The following is a 16,018-nucleotide window of genomic DNA, read 5'->3' on the forward strand; positions in this document are numbered from 1 at the left end:
TATCACGAAATGGCTTTCGGATGCTGGCAAATAGGTCTTCACATTCAACAGGATAAAATTGCGGCCCTTGCGCTCCAGCGCGTGCGCGGCGGCTGGGCGCTGCGACGCTGGTGGCTTCTGCCGCTTCCTGCTGATTTCTCCACATTTTCACCCTCACAGGCGGAAAACGCGCTGGTGGCGGTCCTCTCGGCCTGGCGGCGCGAGCTTCCGTGGCAGCATGCGGTTAGCCTGGCGTTTCCGGCGTATCGCACCTTACAAAAAACGTTGCCGCAGGCGTCGATGACGCTACGTGACAGTGAGCAGGCGCAGTGGATCGCCGGCGCGATGGCGCAACAGGTGGCGATGGAGCCTTCTGCCCTCTGTTTTGATTATCAGCCAAACATGCAGGCAGAAGGCTGGAGCGTCACTGCGGCTCAGCGTAAGGATGTTGAACCGTTGCAGCGCGTCGCGCGCGCGCTTCGCCTGCATGTGACGGCGATTACGCCTGACGCCTGTGCGCTGCGCCACTTTCTTCCCTGGCTTTCCCACGGGGCGAGCGCGCTGGCATGGCAGGACGATGCGCATTGGCTGTGGGCCAGCGCAGCAGGCTGGGGAAGCGTGTTGCGGTCTGAAGCGTCCTCGTTGCATCAACTTAGCACGCGACTGTCTATGCCTGAACTGATGTGCTGTACCGCGCAGGCTGAAGGCACTCCTCGCTTCGATCCCTGGAGTGTTATTGGGCAGATTCAGCCGCCGTTGCCCGCCGACAGCGATGCGTTTGCCATCGCCATTGGCCTGGCGCTGGGAGCTCATAAATGAGTGCGTCGGTTAACTTTCTGCCCTGGCGACAATCTCGTCAGCGAAAACGGCTCCGTCTTGCATGCCTCATCGTGACTGGCGTCGTGCTGGCGCTTCTGGTGGCTGGGGCAAGCAGGCAGGTGGAATCGCGCCTGCAAGAAGCGTTGCTGGTTTGCCGCATTGATGCCGAACGTCAGTTGATTCGCGCACTAACCCAGCGCGAAGAGCACTTCAGGCAACAGTTGGAGGAGCGCGCGCTGTTGCAGCGTCAACAGGCCACGCGGCAGCAAACGTTCGCCTGGCAGGCACGGCTGGTGGAGCTTGCCGAACAGTTGCCCGCGCAGGCGTGGCTGACCGGCCTGAGCTACCAGAAAGACGTTCTTTCGCTTTCCGGCGTGCTGGCGCGTTTTTCCGCCCTCCATTCTCTTGATGAGCAGATGCAGCGTATCGACGGTTTCGGGCCTGCCATTGCCGGAAAAATGGCGCGCGATAAAGACGGACGCTGGCTGTTCCACTATCAGATGAAAAGGAGAGTTGCCGATGTTGCGCCCTGAACGCTGGCATGTCGGGCTTGCTGGTTTGCTGTTGATGGCGGTGGGTGGTGTGGCGTTTCTGCTGCAATCTGCATCTGCTCCGCAGAACGCCGCGTGGGAGCAACAGCAGAGACTGCGCATCGCCCGCTGGCAGAGCGTGATGCCGCTACAGGCGGCGCTGAACATTACCGCTGACACCACTCTGGCGGCGACTAAACCCTTTTCCCCTGTCGATTTTCAACGTCCAGGGGCTGAGTTGATGAGCTGGACACCTGCCGGGCGGGGCGGTGAGCTGGTGTTGGAAACGGAATGGGAGCAGGTGCCATCGGTGTTTATGCTTCTGGCTGAACGGGGAATGCGATTATCGGCATTCACTCTTCAGGCTGGCGAGACGCGGCATGTGCTGACGCTGCAACTGGAGGGCATCGATGCAGAATAATTTACACGGCGCGCTAATGCTGTTCCTCCCGTTGCTGCTGGGTATGCGCGACCCCTTTTTGCCGGTAGACGATCCCTGTCGAACCGTGCAGCTCAGCCAGTTGCAGTACGCGGGCAATATTGATAGCGGGCAACGACAGATTGCATTTTTGCGTGATGAAAAAGGTAAGTGGCAGCGGGTAGAGCGAGAAGATGCCCCCCTGCCAGGCTGGCGTATTACGGCGATCGCGACGGAAAGCCTGACGATGGAGACGGGTGAAGCCTGCGAACCGTCGCAGTGGCGAATCATTAAAGGAGAAACAGAGCATGAAAAAAAGGATAAGCCTGCTGGCGCTGTTACTGCTGCCGCTGCTGGCCGCCAGTAAAAATGTGTCGCTGGTTGTCGATGAGGTGCCGGTGGCGCAGGTGCTGCAAAGCCTGGCCGATCTGGAGCAGCGCAATATGGTGATTGCGCCCGATGTGCAGGGCACGCTGTCGTTGCAGCTGAAAAATGTGCCGTGGAAGCAGGCGCTTCAAACCGTGTTAACCAGCAGCGGTTTAACCATGACCCAGCAAGGCAGCGTTATCGCCATTCATTCGCAGGCCTGGCAGGAAGCTCGTCAGCAGCGTGCGCAGGCCGAGCAGGAAAAACGCCAGCAGGCGCTTCCGCTAAAAAGCCGCAGCATCGTGCTGTATCACGCGGATGCAGCGGAACTCGCCAAAGCCGGGGAAAAGTTGTTGAGCCCACGTGGTACCCTTACCGTCGACAAACGCACTAATCGGCTCATTCTGCGTGACGATGAAAATCATCTGCCACTGTTTGATAGCTGGGCCAGCGAAATGGATATTCCTGTGGGCCAGGTTGAGCTGGCGGCGCACATCGTTACCATTAATGAAAAGAGCCTGCGCGAGCTTGGCGTGAAGTGGACGCTGGCGGATGCAGCCAATCCGCCGGGGCTGGGCAAAGTGACCACCCTCAGTAGCGACTTGTCCGTGGCGGATGCGACCACCCGCGCGGGGTTTAACATTGGCCGCATTAATGGCCGCCTGCTGGAGCTGGAACTCTCTGCGCTGGAACAAAAGCAGCAACTGGAAATTATCGCCAGCCCACGTTTACTGGCTTCGCACCTACAGCCTGCCAGCATCAAACAAGGGAGCGAAATTCCGTATCAGGTCTCCAGCGGCGAAAGCGGCGCGACCTCGGTAGAATTTAAAGAGGCGGTGCTGGGGATGGAAGTGACCCCTACAGTGCTACAGAAAAACCGTGTGCGCCTGAAACTGCACATCAGTGAGAATATGCCAGGGCAGGTACTGCAACAGGCCGATGGCGAAGTGCTGGCTATCGACAAACAAGAGATAGAAACCCAGGTGGAAGTTCAGAGCGGCGAAACGCTGGCGCTGGGCGGAATATTCTCGCAAAAAAACAAAACCGCGCGGGATGGTATACCTTTATTGGGCGATATCCCGCTATTGGGCCAGCTTTTCCGCCATGACGGCAAAGATAATGAGCGACGAGAGCTGGTGGTATTTATCACACCACGGATCATTTCAGCTCGCTAATCACTGAAATTTCTTTACGAACTGGCGTCAGGTGTTTGACGTGAGACAGGATTTAGCATACAAGGAGTACCGATTTGAGCGTCGGCGCCTCTTTCCCGTCTCCTTTAAGACGGCAATTTATTCTGTTGCCAAACCAGCCGGAGTATTGAGATAATTTTCAGTCTGACTCTCGCAGTATCGCACAAGAGGTTTCAGTTCATGTCCGGCGACGCCAGAATGTTTGCGGCGCGGATTTATCATTAACGAATAGTCTTAGTAGTACCAAAAAAATGGCAGAGAAACGCAATATCTTTCTGGTTGGACCTATGGGTGCCGGCAAAAGCACTATTGGGCGCCAGTTAGCCCAACAGCTCAATATGGAATTTTACGATTCTGATCAAGAGATTGAGAAACGGACAGGCGCTGACGTGGGCTGGGTCTTTGATGTCGAAGGCGAAGAAGGTTTCCGTGACCGCGAAGAAAAGATCATCAACGAGCTGACCGAAAAGCAGGGCATTGTTCTGGCGACGGGTGGTGGCTCTGTTAAATCTCGCGAAACGCGTAATCGTCTCTCCGCCCGCGGTGTGGTGGTTTATCTCGAAACGACCATCGAAAAACAGCTGGCACGTACGCAGCGCGATAAAAAACGTCCGCTGTTGCAGGTTGATGCACCGCAGCGCGATGTCTTCGTGGCGTTGGCCGATGAGCGCAACCCGCTGTATGAAGAGATTGCCGACATCACTATCCGTACTGACGATCAGAGTGCAAAAGTGGTCGCGAACCAGATCATTCACATGCTGGAAAGCAACTGATACTGGGCAGCGAACACAGCGTCAGCGTAAAGCGTTTAAGCGAATATAAGTAACCAAGGTGGACGTCGCGTTATGGAGAGGCTTACTGTAACTCTCGGGGAACGTAGTTACCCGATAACCATCGCGGCTGGTTTGTTTAACGATCCAGCTTCCTTCTTACCGCTCAAGTCTGGCTGCCAGGTTATGCTGGTCACCAACGAAACGCTGGCGCCGCTCTATCTTGATAAGGTCCGTTCTGTGTTAGAACAGGCTGGCGTCAAGGTCGATAGCGTGATCCTTCCCGATGGCGAGAAGTACAAAAGCCTGGCCGTGATGGACACGGTCTTTACTGCACTCCTGCAAAAACCGCACGGTCGCGATACGACTCTGGTAGCCCTTGGCGGCGGCGTCATTGGCGATTTAACCGGGTTTGCGGCGGCGAGCTATCAGCGCGGCGTGCGCTTTATTCAGGTTCCTACCACGCTACTTTCGCAGGTAGATTCCTCGGTTGGCGGCAAAACAGCCGTAAACCATCCCCTTGGCAAGAATATGATTGGCGCGTTCTGGCAACCGGCTTCCGTGGTTGTCGATTTGAACTGCCTGAAAACCCTGCCTGCGCGTGAACTCTCTTCTGGACTCGCTGAGGTCATCAAATATGGCATTATCCTCGACGCGCCGTTCTTCGACTGGCTGGAAGAGAATATCGATGCCCTGATGGCCCTCGATGAGAAAGCCATGGCGTACTGCATTCGTCGCTGTTGCGAATTAAAAGCAGAAGTTGTCGCTGCGGACGAGCGCGAAACCGGCTTACGTGCTTTACTCAATCTTGGACATACATTTGGACATGCGATTGAAGCCGAGATGGGTTACGGTAACTGGCTTCACGGTGAAGCGGTTGCTGCTGGCATGGTCATGGCGGCGCATACCTCTGAACGCTTAGGTCAGTTTAAGCCGGAAGAGACACAGCGTATTATTGCGCTGCTCAAGCGCGCAAACCTGCCGGTCACGGGCCCGCAGGAGATGACGGCACAAGCCTATCTGCCGCATATGATGCGCGACAAAAAAGTTTTAGCTGGTGAGATGCGACTCGTCCTCCCGCTGGCAATCGGTAAAAGTGAAGTGCGCGGCGGTGTGCCGCATGATGTGGTTCTTGGCGCTATCGCTGATACTCAGCGGGCGCAACAATAAGAAAGGTCAAGCCGCGTTCGCGCGGCGTTTTATCTTCAGGTGAAGTGCAATAGTTGTGGGCGTGAGCCTTTTAGTGGGGTGTTAAATGGATGAATTTAAACCAGAAGACGAGCTGAAACCCGATCCCAGCGATCGTCGTACTGGTCGCTCTCGTCAATCTTCCGATCGTGACAATGAGCCGCAGATCAATTTTGATGATGTGGAGCTGGAAGCGGATGAGCGCCGTCCGGCCCGTAGCCGCAAGGCACGTGAAGATGTCGAGCCCGAAGATGAGCTGTATGACGACGAAGATGACGCAGAGGCGGAAGAAGTCGTTGAGCGTCGTCCGCGTAAACGTAAATCCCCACCGCGTAAACCGGCTTCCCGCCAGTACATTATGATGGGCGTCGGGATTCTGGTGCTGTTGCTGCTGATCGTTGGCATCGGCTCGGCGCTGAAGTCGCCGTCTTCCTCTTCCAGCGACCAGAGCGCGTCAGCGGAGAAAAATATCGATCTCTCCGGTGATGCTGCCGATCAGGCAAATGGCACGCAGCCTGCGCCAGGCACCACTCCCGCAGAACAGACCGCAGGCGCTAACCCGCAGCAGGACGTTTCTCTGCCGCCAATCTCTTCTACGCCGACTCAGGGTCAGCCAGCCGCAACGGCTGAAGGCCAGCAGCGTGTGGAAGTACAGGGCGATCTGAACAACGCACTGACTCAGCAGCAGGGCCAGGTTTACAACGTGGTTGTGAATTCCACGCTGCCAACCGAACCGGCTACCGTTGCGCCTGTTCGCCATGGCGCGTCTTCTCGCCCGGCGGCAACGGAAACGGCACCGCGCCAGCAGACGGCGGCTACGCGTCCTGAGCGTAAACAAGCTGTGATTGAACCGAAACCGCAGAGCAAACCGCAAACCACCGCGGCGGCGAAACCGGCTCCGGTGACAACGCCTAAACCAGTTGCTCAGCAGCCGAAACACACTGAAACCGCAGCCACGAGCACGCCAGCGAAAACGCCAGCCACCTCTACCGCTCCGGCGAAACCGGCTGCAACGGCAACCACCACGGCTCCTGCGGCAACATCGACGACGACTCCTGCGGCGACCACTGCACCGGCTGCCACTGCGGCAACCAGCGCTCCGGCAGCCAGCAGCGCGGCGAAATCCGCCGGTGATGTGAACTCACTGAAATCTGCGCCTGGCGGTCATTACACGCTGCAGCTCAGCTCCTCTTCCAACTACAACAATCTGAATGGTTGGGCGAAGAAAGAGAATCTGAAAGACTACGTGGTTTATCAGACCACACGTAATGGTCAGCCATGGTATGTGCTGGTAACAGGTGTTTACGCGTCTAAAGATGAAGCGAAACGCGCGGTCACCACGCTGCCTGCCGATGTTCAGGCAAAAAATCCGTGGGCGAAACCGTTGCATCAGGTGCAGTCTGATCTGAAGTAATGTGACGTGCTACAAGCGCAGGATGCTGTCGGAGCTTTCTCCACAGCCGGAGAAAGTGTAATTAGTTAGGCAGCATGAAAAAAAATCGCGCTTTTTTAAAATGGGCAGGGGGAAAGTTCCCCCTGCTCGAAGATATTAGACATCACTTGCCATCAGGTGACTGCCTGGTGGAGCCCTTCGTGGGCGCCGGGTCGGTATTTCTTAATACCGACTTTTCTCGTTATATCCTTGCTGATATCAACAGCGATCTTATCGAACTGTACAAGATTGTTAAAAACCAGCCTGATGACTATGTCGCCGAGGCGCGCAAGGTTTTTGCGCCTGAAACGAATAACGCCGATAGCTACTATGCGTTTCGCAGCGAATTTAACGCCAGCACGGATAAAATGCGCCGTGCGGTTCTCTTCTTGTACCTGAATCGCCACGGTTACAACGGCCTGTGCCGTTACAATTTGCGCGGCGAGTTCAACGTGCCGTTTGGCCGATACAAGAAGCCCTACTTCCCGGAAGCCGAACTGTACCATTTCGCCGAAAAAGCGCAGAACGCAGAGTTCTATTGCGAGTCGTATGAAGTGTGTATGGATCGCGCCCATCAGGCACAGAAAGCGGTAGTCTATTGCGATCCGCCATACGCGCCGCTCTCTGCAACGGCCAACTTTACGGCCTACCACACCAATAGCTTCAGCAGTGAACAGCAAAAGCTGCTGGCTGATAAAGCAGAAGAGCTGGTGGCGAAGCGTATTCCGGTACTGATTTCAAACCATCGCACACCCGAGACGGTGGCGTGGTATAACAACGCAGTACAGCACGTCGTAAAAGTGCGACGCAGCATTAGTCGCAACGGCGGCACGCGTAATAAGGTGGATGAGCTGCTGGCGTTGTATCGTCCGGCAGATAAAAAATAGTTTTTAGGAGATGCGGATGAAACAGTTTTTGATTGCCCCCTCAATTCTGTCGGCTGATTTTGCCCGCCTGGGTGAAGACACCGCCAACGCACTGGCAGCCGGTGCGGATGTGGTTCATTTCGATGTTATGGATAACCACTATGTGCCGAACCTGACCATCGGCCCGATGGTGCTGAAAGCCCTGCGCAAATACGGTATTACCGCGCCTATCGACGTTCACCTGATGGTGAAACCGGTTGATCGCATTGTTCCCGATTTTGCGGCAGCAGGCGCCAGCATTATTACCTTCCATCCCGAAGCCTCTGAGCACGTTGACCGCACGCTGCAGCTGATCAAAGAACACGGCTGTAAAGCGGGGCTGGTATTCAACCCGGCGACGCCGCTGAGCTATCTCGATTATGTAATGGATAAGCTGGACGTGATCCTGCTGATGTCGGTGAACCCAGGCTTTGGCGGCCAGTCCTTCATTCCTCACACCCTCGATAAACTGCGTGAGGTGCGCCGTCGCATTGACGAATCTGGCTATGATATCCGCCTGGAAGTGGACGGCGGGGTGAAGGTGAACAACATTGGCGAAATCGCTGCCGCCGGGGCAGATATGTTTGTCGCAGGCTCTGCGATTTTCGATCAGCCAGATTACAAAAAAGTGATAGATGAAATGCGCAGTGAACTGGCAAAGGTAAGTCATGGATAAATTGCAAAACCTCCGCGGCGTGGCCTTCGATCTCGACGGCACACTGGTGGATAGCGCGCCGGGGCTCACCGCGGCGGTAGATAGCGCGCTTTATGCGCTGGAACTCCCTGTCGCAGGCGAAGAACGCGTGGTGACCTGGATTGGCAACGGTGCTGATGTCCTGATGGAACGGGCGTTGGTCTGGTCTCGTCAGGAGCGAGCGACTCAACGAGCCGCCCAGGGGAAACCTTCCGTGGACCATGCGGATATTCCGCAGGATGAACAGCTGCGCGTGTTGCGTCGCCTGTTTGATCGCTACTACGCCGAGTTTGCCGAAGAAGGCAGTTTCCTCTTCCCGCATGTTGAACAGACGCTGGCGGCGCTGCATGACAAAGGCCTGCCGCTGGCGCTGGTGACCAACAAGCCGACGCCGTTCGTCGCGCCGCTGCTTGAGTCGCTGGGCATTGCGCGCTTCTTTAGCGTGGTGATTGGCGGCGATGACGTACAGAACAAGAAGCCGCATCCGGAGCCGCTGCTGCTGGTAGCGAAGCGTCTGGAAATTGAACCGGCTGAACTGTTGTTTGTGGGTGATTCACGCAACGATATTCAGGCGGCACAGGCGGCGGGCTGCTGCTCTGTGGGGCTGACCTACGGCTACAACTATGGCGAATCTATCGCGCTCAGCTCGCCCGATTATATCTTCGACCAGTTTAACGAACTCTTGCCCGCGCTCGGGCTTCCGCACAGTGAAAATCAGGAATTAGAAAATGACTAAGCCCATCGTTTTTAGTGGCGCACAGCCGTCAGGTGAATTGACCATTGGCAACTACATGGGTGCGCTGCGTCAGTGGGTAAACATGCAGGATGATTACCATTGCATCTACTGCATCGTTGACCAACACGCGATCACCGTGCGTCAGGACCCGCAGGCGCTGCGCAAAGCAACGTTAGATACCCTGGCGCTCTATCTGGCCTGCGGCATCGACCCGGAAAAAAGCACCATCTTCGTTCAGTCTCACGTGCCGGAACACGCGCAGCTGAGCTGGGCGTTGAACTGCTATACCTACTTCGGTGAACTGAGCCGCATGACCCAGTTTAAAGATAAATCCGCACGTTATGCGGAAAACATCAATGCCGGTCTGTTTGACTACCCGGTGCTGATGGCGGCAGACATCCTGCTGTATCAAACCAATCAGGTCCCGGTGGGTGAAGATCAGAAACAGCACCTGGAACTGAGCCGCGATATTGCCCAGCGCTTTAACGCCATTTACGGCGATATCTTTAAAGTGCCAGAGCCGTTCATTCCGAAATCCGGCGCGCGCGTGATGTCGCTGCTGGAGCCGACCAAAAAGATGTCCAAATCGGATGACAACCGCAACAACGTTATCGGCCTGCTGGAAGATCCGAAATCCGTCGTGAAGAAAATCAAACGCGCGATGACTGACTCGGAAGAGCCGCCGGTGGTGCGTTATGACGTGAAAGAGAAAGCGGGCGTTTCCAACCTGCTGGATATTCTCTCTGCCGTGACGGGCCAGAGCATTCCGGAGCTGGAAAAACACTTCGAAGGCAAAATGTACGGCCACCTGAAAGGCGAAGTGGCGGAAGCCGTTTCCGGCATGCTGACCGAGCTTCAGGAACGCTATCATCGCTTCCGTAACGATGAAGCGCTGCTCAACAAAATCATGAAAGAGGGCGCGGACAAAGCTAGCGCGCGCGCAGGGCAAACCCTGAAAGCGGTGTATGAAGCGATTGGTTTTGTCGGTAAGCCTTTATAATAAATGATTGAAGCCGGGAATATTCCCGGCTTTTAAATCATTGGTGCAGCAGCCAATCGGCAGCTCAAAATGCATTAATGATTTGAGAACCAGTTCAGCTTCTCGCGAAGCCCAACCACCCGGCCTACGATAATCAGTGCCGGGCTTTCCATCTGCTGCGCCAGTGCACCCAACTCAGACAGCGTACCGTCAACGACGCGCTGTTTAATGGCCGTACCGTTTTCCACAATCGCCACCGGCATCTCCGCCGACATACCGTGTTCAATCAGTTTTTCCTGGATGGTTGCTGCCTGATTCAGCCCCATGTAGAACACCAGCGTTTGTTTCTCTGCCGCCAGATTTTCCCAGTCCAGCTCACCACCGGTTTTCAGGTGGCCGGTGACCAGACGCACGCTTTGCGCATAGTCGCGGTGCGTGAGTGGGATACCCGAATACGCCGAGCAACCGGATGCCGCCGTAATACCCGGCACAACGGAGAAGGGGATTCCCGCATCACAGAGGGTTTCCAGTTCTTCACCCCCGCGCCCGAAGATAAACGGATCGCCGCCTTTCAGTCGCACCACGCGTTTCCCTTTCTGCGCTTCGCGCAGCAGGATCTGGTTGATCTCATCCTGCGGCACGCAGTGATAACCGGCACGTTTTCCGACGAAGATGCGGTCCGCGTCACGACGCACCAGATTCATAATGTCATCAGAGACCAGACGGTCATAAACCACCACATCCGCCTGCTGGATCTGTTGCAGCCCTTTGAGCGTCAATAAGCCCGCATCGCCCGGCCCGGCGCCAACCAGCACCACTTCACCGCGATGATCAAGCGGTTCGGTGAGCAGGTGTTCAGTGACCTGATTAATGGCAACGTTGTCCTGATTTGCCAGCGACTGGGCTAAACGGTCATGGCTGAACAGTTTTTCCCAGAAACGGCGGCGTTCAGCGATGGTGGAAAACTGCTTTTTCACCCGTGAACGTAGCTGGCCCGCGTAGTGTGCTACCTGGCCAAGATGCAACGGCAGCAGCGATTCCAGTTTTTCGCGCAGCAGACGCGCCAGCACCGGAGACGTGCCGCCGGAAGAGACCGCCACCATCAGCGGCGAGCGGTCGATAATCGACGGCATGATAAAACTGGCGGCTTTCGGGGCATCGACCACGTTGCAGAAAATGCGCCGCGCTTCCGCCGCTTCGCTGACCTGCTGATTCACCACATCGTTATCCGTGGCGGCAATCGCCAGCCAGCAGGTATCAAGCAGCGACGGAGCAAATTCGCCCTCAACCAGCGTCAACATACCTGCATCTTCCCATATCCTGAACTGAGGAACGTACTCCAGCGCGTTGACCGTCAAGCGAGCTCCTGCATCAAGCAGCAGACGCGCCTTGCGTTCAGCAACATCACCGCCGCCAACCAATAAACAGTCACGGTCGTGTAACTGGCAGAAGATAGGTAAGTGATCCACGGTGTAGCCTCTTAAATGGACAGAATCAGGGGGGGGATAATGGTGAGTAGAATAACAGCAGAAGCCGTATGAAACATACGACTTTTCCTGCTGTTACCTCTAAGAGGTCATAGGAGGAACCTATGACCTGTCACGTCAGGCTTTAAGCTGCACCTGGCCGTCTTTGACGCGGGCCTCAAAATGGGCGACAGAGTGGCTTTCATCTTCCATACACAGACCATCGCGCAGGCGGAAACGCTGTTTTTTCAGCGGGCTGGCGACCCATAAATCGCCCTGATGTTCTGCGATCAGGCCGCGAGATAACACGCTGGACTCAAAGAACGGGTCGATGTTGCTGATGGCGTAAACCTGGTCGTCAGCGTAGGGGCGGAAAATCGCCACCTGCTGGTCGCCCAGCAGGGCGCAAACGCCGGTTGCCGGCAAAATAGCGTCGATTTTGCAGATGTTTACCCACTGGCTCATGCGTTTTCCTCCACCATGGTGACCGGGATGCGTTCGTACGGCGTGGCCGGGCGATGCTGTTCACGTTCAGGCACAACCTGCACGTTCGGGTCACGCTGTTCGCTGTTGATAAAGTGTTTGAAACGCACCTGCGCCGCCGGGTTGTTGACGGTTTCAGTCCACTCGCAGGCGAAGGCCGCACGCAGACGGGCAATTTCAGATTCCAGATGTTCGTTCAGGCCCAGTTTGTCGTCGATAATCACGGCGCGCAGGTAGTCGATCCCGCCTTCCAGATTATCGAGCCACGGCGCGGTACGCGTCAGCTTATCGGCTGTGCGAATGTAGAACATCATGAAGCGGTCGAGGTATTTCACCAGCGTATCGCGATCGAGGTCAGCCGCCAGGAGGTCCGCGTGACGCGGTTTCATCCCGCCGTTACCGCAGACATACAGGTTCCAGCCTTTCTCGGTGGCGATGATGCCCACGTCTTTACCCTGCGCTTCCGCACATTCACGGGTACAGCCGGAGACGCCGAATTTCATTTTGTGCGGCGTGCGGATGCCTTTGTAGCGGTTTTCCAGCTCAACGCCGAAGCCCACGCTATCGCCTACGCCGTAGCGGCACCAGGTGCTGCCCACGCAGGTTTTCGCCATACGCAGCGCTTTCGCATATGCATGGCCGGTTTCGAAGCCAGCATCAATCAGCTGACGCCAGATTTCCGGCAGGTCGTCTTTTTGTGCGCCAAACAGGCCGATACGCTGAGAACCGGTGATTTTGGTGTACAGATTAAACTCACGCGCGATACGGCCCACGGCGACCAGCCCTTCCGGGGTGATTTCACCGCCCGCAGAGCGTGGGATAACGGAATAGGTCCCGTCTTTCTGGATATTCGCCAGGAAGTTGTCGTTGGTATCCTGCAATGGCGTATGTTCTGGTTTGAGAATGTACTCATTCCAGCAGGAGGCGAGCAGTGAACCGACAGTCGGTTTACACACTTCGCAGCCGTAGCCTTTCCCGTATTTTTGCAGCAGTTCGTCGAAGGATTTAATCCCTTCCACGCGGATGAGGTGATACAGCTCCTGGCGGGTAAAGGCGAAGTGTTCACACAGGTTGTTGTTTACTTCGATGCCCTGTTTTGACAGTTCCGCGTTCAGCACTTGCGTCACCAGCGGGATACAACCGCCGCAGCCGGTACCGGCTTTGGTTTCCGCTTTCAGTGCCGCAACGGTGTGGCAGCCACGGTTAATCGCCGCGACGAGGTCACCTTTGGTGACGTCGAAGCAGGAACAGATTTGTGCGCTGTCCGGCAGTTTATCGACGCCAATAGACGGTTTACCGCTGCCCGCATGTGCAGGAAGAATCAAGGAGTCCGGGTTTTCCGGCAGCTCAATCTTGTTCATCTCCAGCTGCAACAGGTTGCCGTAGTCGCTGGTGTCGCCCACCAGCACTGCGCCGAGCAGGTATTTGTTGTCTTCGCTGACGATCAGACGTTTGTAGACTTCTTTGCTTTCGTCGAGGTAAACGTAGCTGCGTGCCCCCGGTGTGCGGCCGTGCGCATCACCGATACCGCCGACATCAACGCCCAGCAGCTTCAGTTTGGCGCTGAGGTCTGCGCCCTGGAATGCGTTCTGCGTACCGAGGATATGGTCAACGGCGACCTGCGCCATTTTGTAGCCAGGCGCCACCAGGCCGTAAACACGGTTATTCCAGCTGGCACATTCACCGATAGCGTAGATATCCGGGTCGGAGGTCTGGCAGGTATCATTAATCACGATACCGCCGCGCTGCGCCACGGCCAGGCCGCATTGGGTCGCCAGTTTATCGCGCGGACGAATACCGGTAGAGAAGACGATAAAGTCGACTTCTAAATCGCTGCCGTCGGCAAAGCGCATGGTTTTGCGCGCTTCTTTGCCTTCCTGAACGATCTCTTTGGTGTTTTTGCTGGTGTGCACGCGCACGCCCATGCTTTCAATCTTACGACGCAACTGCTCGCCGCCCATCTGATCAAGCTGTTCAGCCATCAGCATGGGCGCGAACTCGATGACGTGGGTTTCTACGCCTAAACTTTTCAGTGCGCCAGCCGCTTCCAGGCCGAGCAGCCCGCCGCCAACCACCGCGCCGCGTTTGCTGCGACGTGCGCAGGATTCAATGGCGTTAAGATCTTCGATGGTACGATAAACAAAGCAGTCCTGCGTTTCAGAGCCCTTGATCGGTGGGACCCACGGGTACGAACCCGTCGCCATGATCAATTTGTCATAAAATACTGTACGACCGGCGCTGGAGTGGATCACCTTTTCCTGACGGTTAATGGTGATGGCGCGTTCGCCAATCAGCGCCTTAACGCCATGCTTCTCATAGTAACCTTCGCGCACCAGCGACAGCTCTTCCGCTGTATGATGAGAGAAGTAGGAAGAAAGGTGCACGCGGTCATAGGCTTTACGCGGTTCTTCACAGAACACGGTGATGTCGTAAAGGCTGGCGTCGGACTTATCGAGAAGATCCTCGATAAAGCGGTGGCCGACCATGCCGTTACCGATAATTGCGAGTCTGACTTTGCTCATTATTGCCTCGATTTCTTTTCTATTACTGCCTACCTTAACGATTCAGCTATGGCGATTATTGATACAAATCAAATACACCTTTGCCTACCACTTAATGGGTATATCACTGATTTGTCAGTATTTTTATAAGTTACGGAAAAGACACGCTTTTCCAGGTTGCTCTTTTTATGTACAAAATAGTGGTAAATGAACATTTCGTGCTGGTGAAAAAAACAGCGACTAAATTGGGAGAAAGGAATGACAACGCTACCGCTTCGCTTAATCCAGAATGTGCGTTTGCCGAATCAGGAAGGATGTTGGCAAATCGCGATAGAAAATGGCCGGTTTGGCGCGATTACCCCCATGGAGGTGGTGCGGGCTGACGACCCACAGGTGCTCGATGCTGAGGGCGGTTTAGCGCTGCCGCCGTTTATTGAGCCGCATATTCACCTCGACACCACGCAAACGGCGGGTGAACCAAACTGGAATCAGTCCGGCACGTTGTTTGAGGGTATTGAACGCTGGGCCGAGCGCAAAGCGCTGCTCAGTCACGACGATGTGAAAGCTCGGGCGTGGAAGACCCTGAAGTGGCAGATGGCGAACGGCATTCAATATGTGCGTACCCATGTGGATGTCTCTGACCCGTCGCTTACGGCGCTGAAAGCGATGCTGGAAGTGAAGCAGGAAGTTGCGCCGTGGGTTGACCTGCAAATCGTGGCCTTCCCGCAGGAGGGGATTCTGTCCTATCCCAACGGTGAAGCGCTGCTGGAAGAGGCACTCAAGCTCGGCGCGGATGTGGTGGGGGCAATCCCGCATTTTGAATTTACCCGCGAGTATGGCGTGGAGTCGCTGCATATCGCGTTTCGTCTGGCGCAGAAATATGACCGCCCGCTGGATATCCACTGCGATGAAATCGACGATGAGCAGTCACGCTTTGTCGAAACCGTGGCGGCACTGGCGCTGAAAGAGGGCATCGGCAGTCGGGTGACGGCGAGCCACACTACGGCGATGCACTCCTATAACGGCGCGTATACCTCGCGCTTATTCCGCTTGCTGAAGATGTCGGGCATTAACTTTGTCGCTAACCCGTTGGTGAATATTCATCTACAAGGTCGTTTTGACGATTATCCGAAACGTCGCGGTATTACCCGCGTGAAAGAGATGCTGGCGGCAGAGATTAACGTCTGCTTCGGGCATGATGATGTGTTCGACCCGTGGTATCCGCTCGGCACCGGGAATATGTTGCAGGTGCTGCATATGGGGCTGCACGTTTGCCAGTTGATGGGGTATCAGCAAATCAACGAGGGGCTGAAGCTGATTACGCACCACAGCGCGCGGACGTTTGGCGTGACGGATTACGGCATCGCGTCGGGGAATAGGGCTAACCTGATAATTTTACCGGCGGAGAATGGTTTTGAGGCGGTACGCCGTCAGGTGCCGGTACGCTGGTCGATAAGAGAAGGGACGGTGATTGCGGAAACCCAGCTGGCGAAAACCTGGGTGCGGGGAGAGCGCGTGAATTTCGCGCGAAACACATGAGGCGATGAAATGCCGGATGG

16 protein-coding genes are annotated in these 16,018 nt (G+C 55.8%); 13 read left to right on the top strand and 3 right to left on the bottom strand.

The genetic code is table 11. The annotated features are described in order from the left end of the window. Positions 1-9 precede the first annotated feature (9 nt). From F0Q32_RS17940 to trpS, 12 genes are all read left to right on the top strand, one after another. Entirely contained in the window at positions 10-798 is a 789-nt protein-coding gene (locus F0Q32_RS17940) for a pilus assembly protein (protein ID WP_149464151.1), read from the top strand. After that, positions 795-1,331 (top strand): PilN domain-containing protein, encoded by a 537-nt coding sequence (locus F0Q32_RS17945; protein WP_149464152.1) that lies wholly within the window; start codon positions 795-797, stop codon positions 1,329-1,331. The genes F0Q32_RS17940 and F0Q32_RS17945 overlap by 4 nt, the downstream gene beginning before the upstream one ends. Beyond that, positions 1,318-1,749 (top strand): hypothetical protein, encoded by a 432-nt coding sequence (locus tag F0Q32_RS17950; RefSeq protein ID WP_149464153.1) that lies wholly within the window; start codon positions 1,318-1,320, stop codon positions 1,747-1,749. The genes F0Q32_RS17945 and F0Q32_RS17950 overlap by 14 nt, the downstream gene beginning before the upstream one ends. Next, a complete protein-coding gene (locus F0Q32_RS17955) occupies positions 1,739-2,113 on the top strand; it encodes a HofP DNA utilization family protein (protein ID WP_149464154.1) in 375 nt (124 codons plus the stop codon). Before F0Q32_RS17950 ends, F0Q32_RS17955 begins: the two co-directional genes overlap by 11 nt. Beyond that, positions 2,055-3,287 carry a DNA uptake porin HofQ gene (gene hofQ / locus F0Q32_RS17960; protein ID WP_149464155.1) on the top strand — a complete coding sequence of 411 codons (1,233 nt, stop codon included), beginning with the start codon at positions 2,055-2,057 and terminating at the stop codon, positions 3,285-3,287. Before F0Q32_RS17955 ends, hofQ begins: the two co-directional genes overlap by 59 nt. Positions 3,288-3,556: 269 nt before the next feature. Next, positions 3,557-4,078 carry a shikimate kinase AroK gene (gene aroK / locus F0Q32_RS17965; RefSeq protein WP_108476603.1) on the top strand — a complete coding sequence of 174 codons (522 nt, stop codon included), beginning with the start codon at positions 3,557-3,559 and terminating at the stop codon, positions 4,076-4,078. Between the two features lie 72 nt (positions 4,079-4,150). Beyond that, positions 4,151-5,245, top strand: a complete 1,095-nt coding sequence (gene aroB / locus F0Q32_RS17970; RefSeq protein WP_149464156.1) for a 3-dehydroquinate synthase — start codon at positions 4,151-4,153, stop codon at positions 5,243-5,245. Positions 5,246-5,330: 85 nt separating this feature from the next. Beyond that, positions 5,331-6,677 carry a cell division protein DamX gene (damX, locus tag F0Q32_RS17975; RefSeq protein ID WP_149464157.1) on the top strand — a complete coding sequence of 449 codons (1,347 nt, stop codon included), beginning with the start codon at positions 5,331-5,333 and terminating at the stop codon, positions 6,675-6,677. Between the two features lie 74 nt (positions 6,678-6,751). Further along, positions 6,752-7,582, top strand: a complete 831-nt coding sequence (gene dam / locus F0Q32_RS17980) for an adenine-specific DNA-methyltransferase (protein WP_149464158.1) — start codon at positions 6,752-6,754, stop codon at positions 7,580-7,582. Between the two features lie 16 nt (positions 7,583-7,598). Further along, positions 7,599-8,276 carry a ribulose-phosphate 3-epimerase gene (rpe, locus tag F0Q32_RS17985; protein ID WP_108476607.1) on the top strand — a complete coding sequence of 226 codons (678 nt, stop codon included), beginning with the start codon at positions 7,599-7,601 and terminating at the stop codon, positions 8,274-8,276. Then, the gene (gph, locus tag F0Q32_RS17990; RefSeq protein WP_149464159.1) at positions 8,269-9,030 is read left to right on the top strand and encodes a phosphoglycolate phosphatase; all 762 of its coding nucleotides are present in this window, start codon (positions 8,269-8,271) and stop codon (positions 9,028-9,030) included. The genes rpe and gph overlap by 8 nt, the downstream gene beginning before the upstream one ends. Continuing rightward, on the top strand, positions 9,023-10,030 hold the full coding sequence (gene trpS, locus F0Q32_RS17995) for a tryptophan--tRNA ligase (RefSeq protein WP_149464160.1): 1,008 nt from the start codon (positions 9,023-9,025) through the stop codon (positions 10,028-10,030). Before gph ends, trpS begins: the two co-directional genes overlap by 8 nt. Before the next feature lie 74 nt (positions 10,031-10,104). Here trpS and cysG read toward each other — a convergent pair whose 3' ends face one another. The 3 genes from cysG to nirB all read right to left on the bottom strand — a co-directional run bounded on the left by cysG (position 10,105) and on the right by nirB (position 14,480). Further along, positions 10,105-11,478, bottom strand: a complete 1,374-nt coding sequence (gene cysG, locus F0Q32_RS18000; protein WP_149464161.1) for a siroheme synthase CysG — start codon at positions 11,476-11,478, stop codon at positions 10,105-10,107. A gap of 135 nt (positions 11,479-11,613) precedes the next feature. Continuing rightward, positions 11,614-11,940, bottom strand: coding sequence for a nitrite reductase small subunit NirD (nirD, locus tag F0Q32_RS18005; protein WP_149464162.1), 327 nt, complete (start codon positions 11,938-11,940; stop codon positions 11,614-11,616). Further along, positions 11,937-14,480 (bottom strand): nitrite reductase large subunit NirB, encoded by a 2,544-nt coding sequence (gene nirB / locus F0Q32_RS18010; RefSeq protein WP_149464163.1) that lies wholly within the window; start codon positions 14,478-14,480, stop codon positions 11,937-11,939. Before nirB ends, nirD begins: the two co-directional genes overlap by 4 nt. A 237-nt stretch (positions 14,481-14,717) precedes the next feature. Here nirB and F0Q32_RS18020 point away from each other — a divergent pair, with 237 nt between their 5' ends. Beyond that, positions 14,718-15,998, top strand: coding sequence for a cytosine deaminase (locus F0Q32_RS18020; protein WP_149464164.1), 1,281 nt, complete (start codon positions 14,718-14,720; stop codon positions 15,996-15,998). The last annotated feature ends 20 nt before the right edge of the window (positions 15,999-16,018 follow it).

Origin of the sequence: Pseudocitrobacter sp. 73, from assembly GCF_008369545.1 — a bacterium.
GTDB classification, from domain to species: Bacteria; Pseudomonadota; Gammaproteobacteria; order Enterobacterales; family Enterobacteriaceae; genus Pseudocitrobacter; species Pseudocitrobacter vendiensis.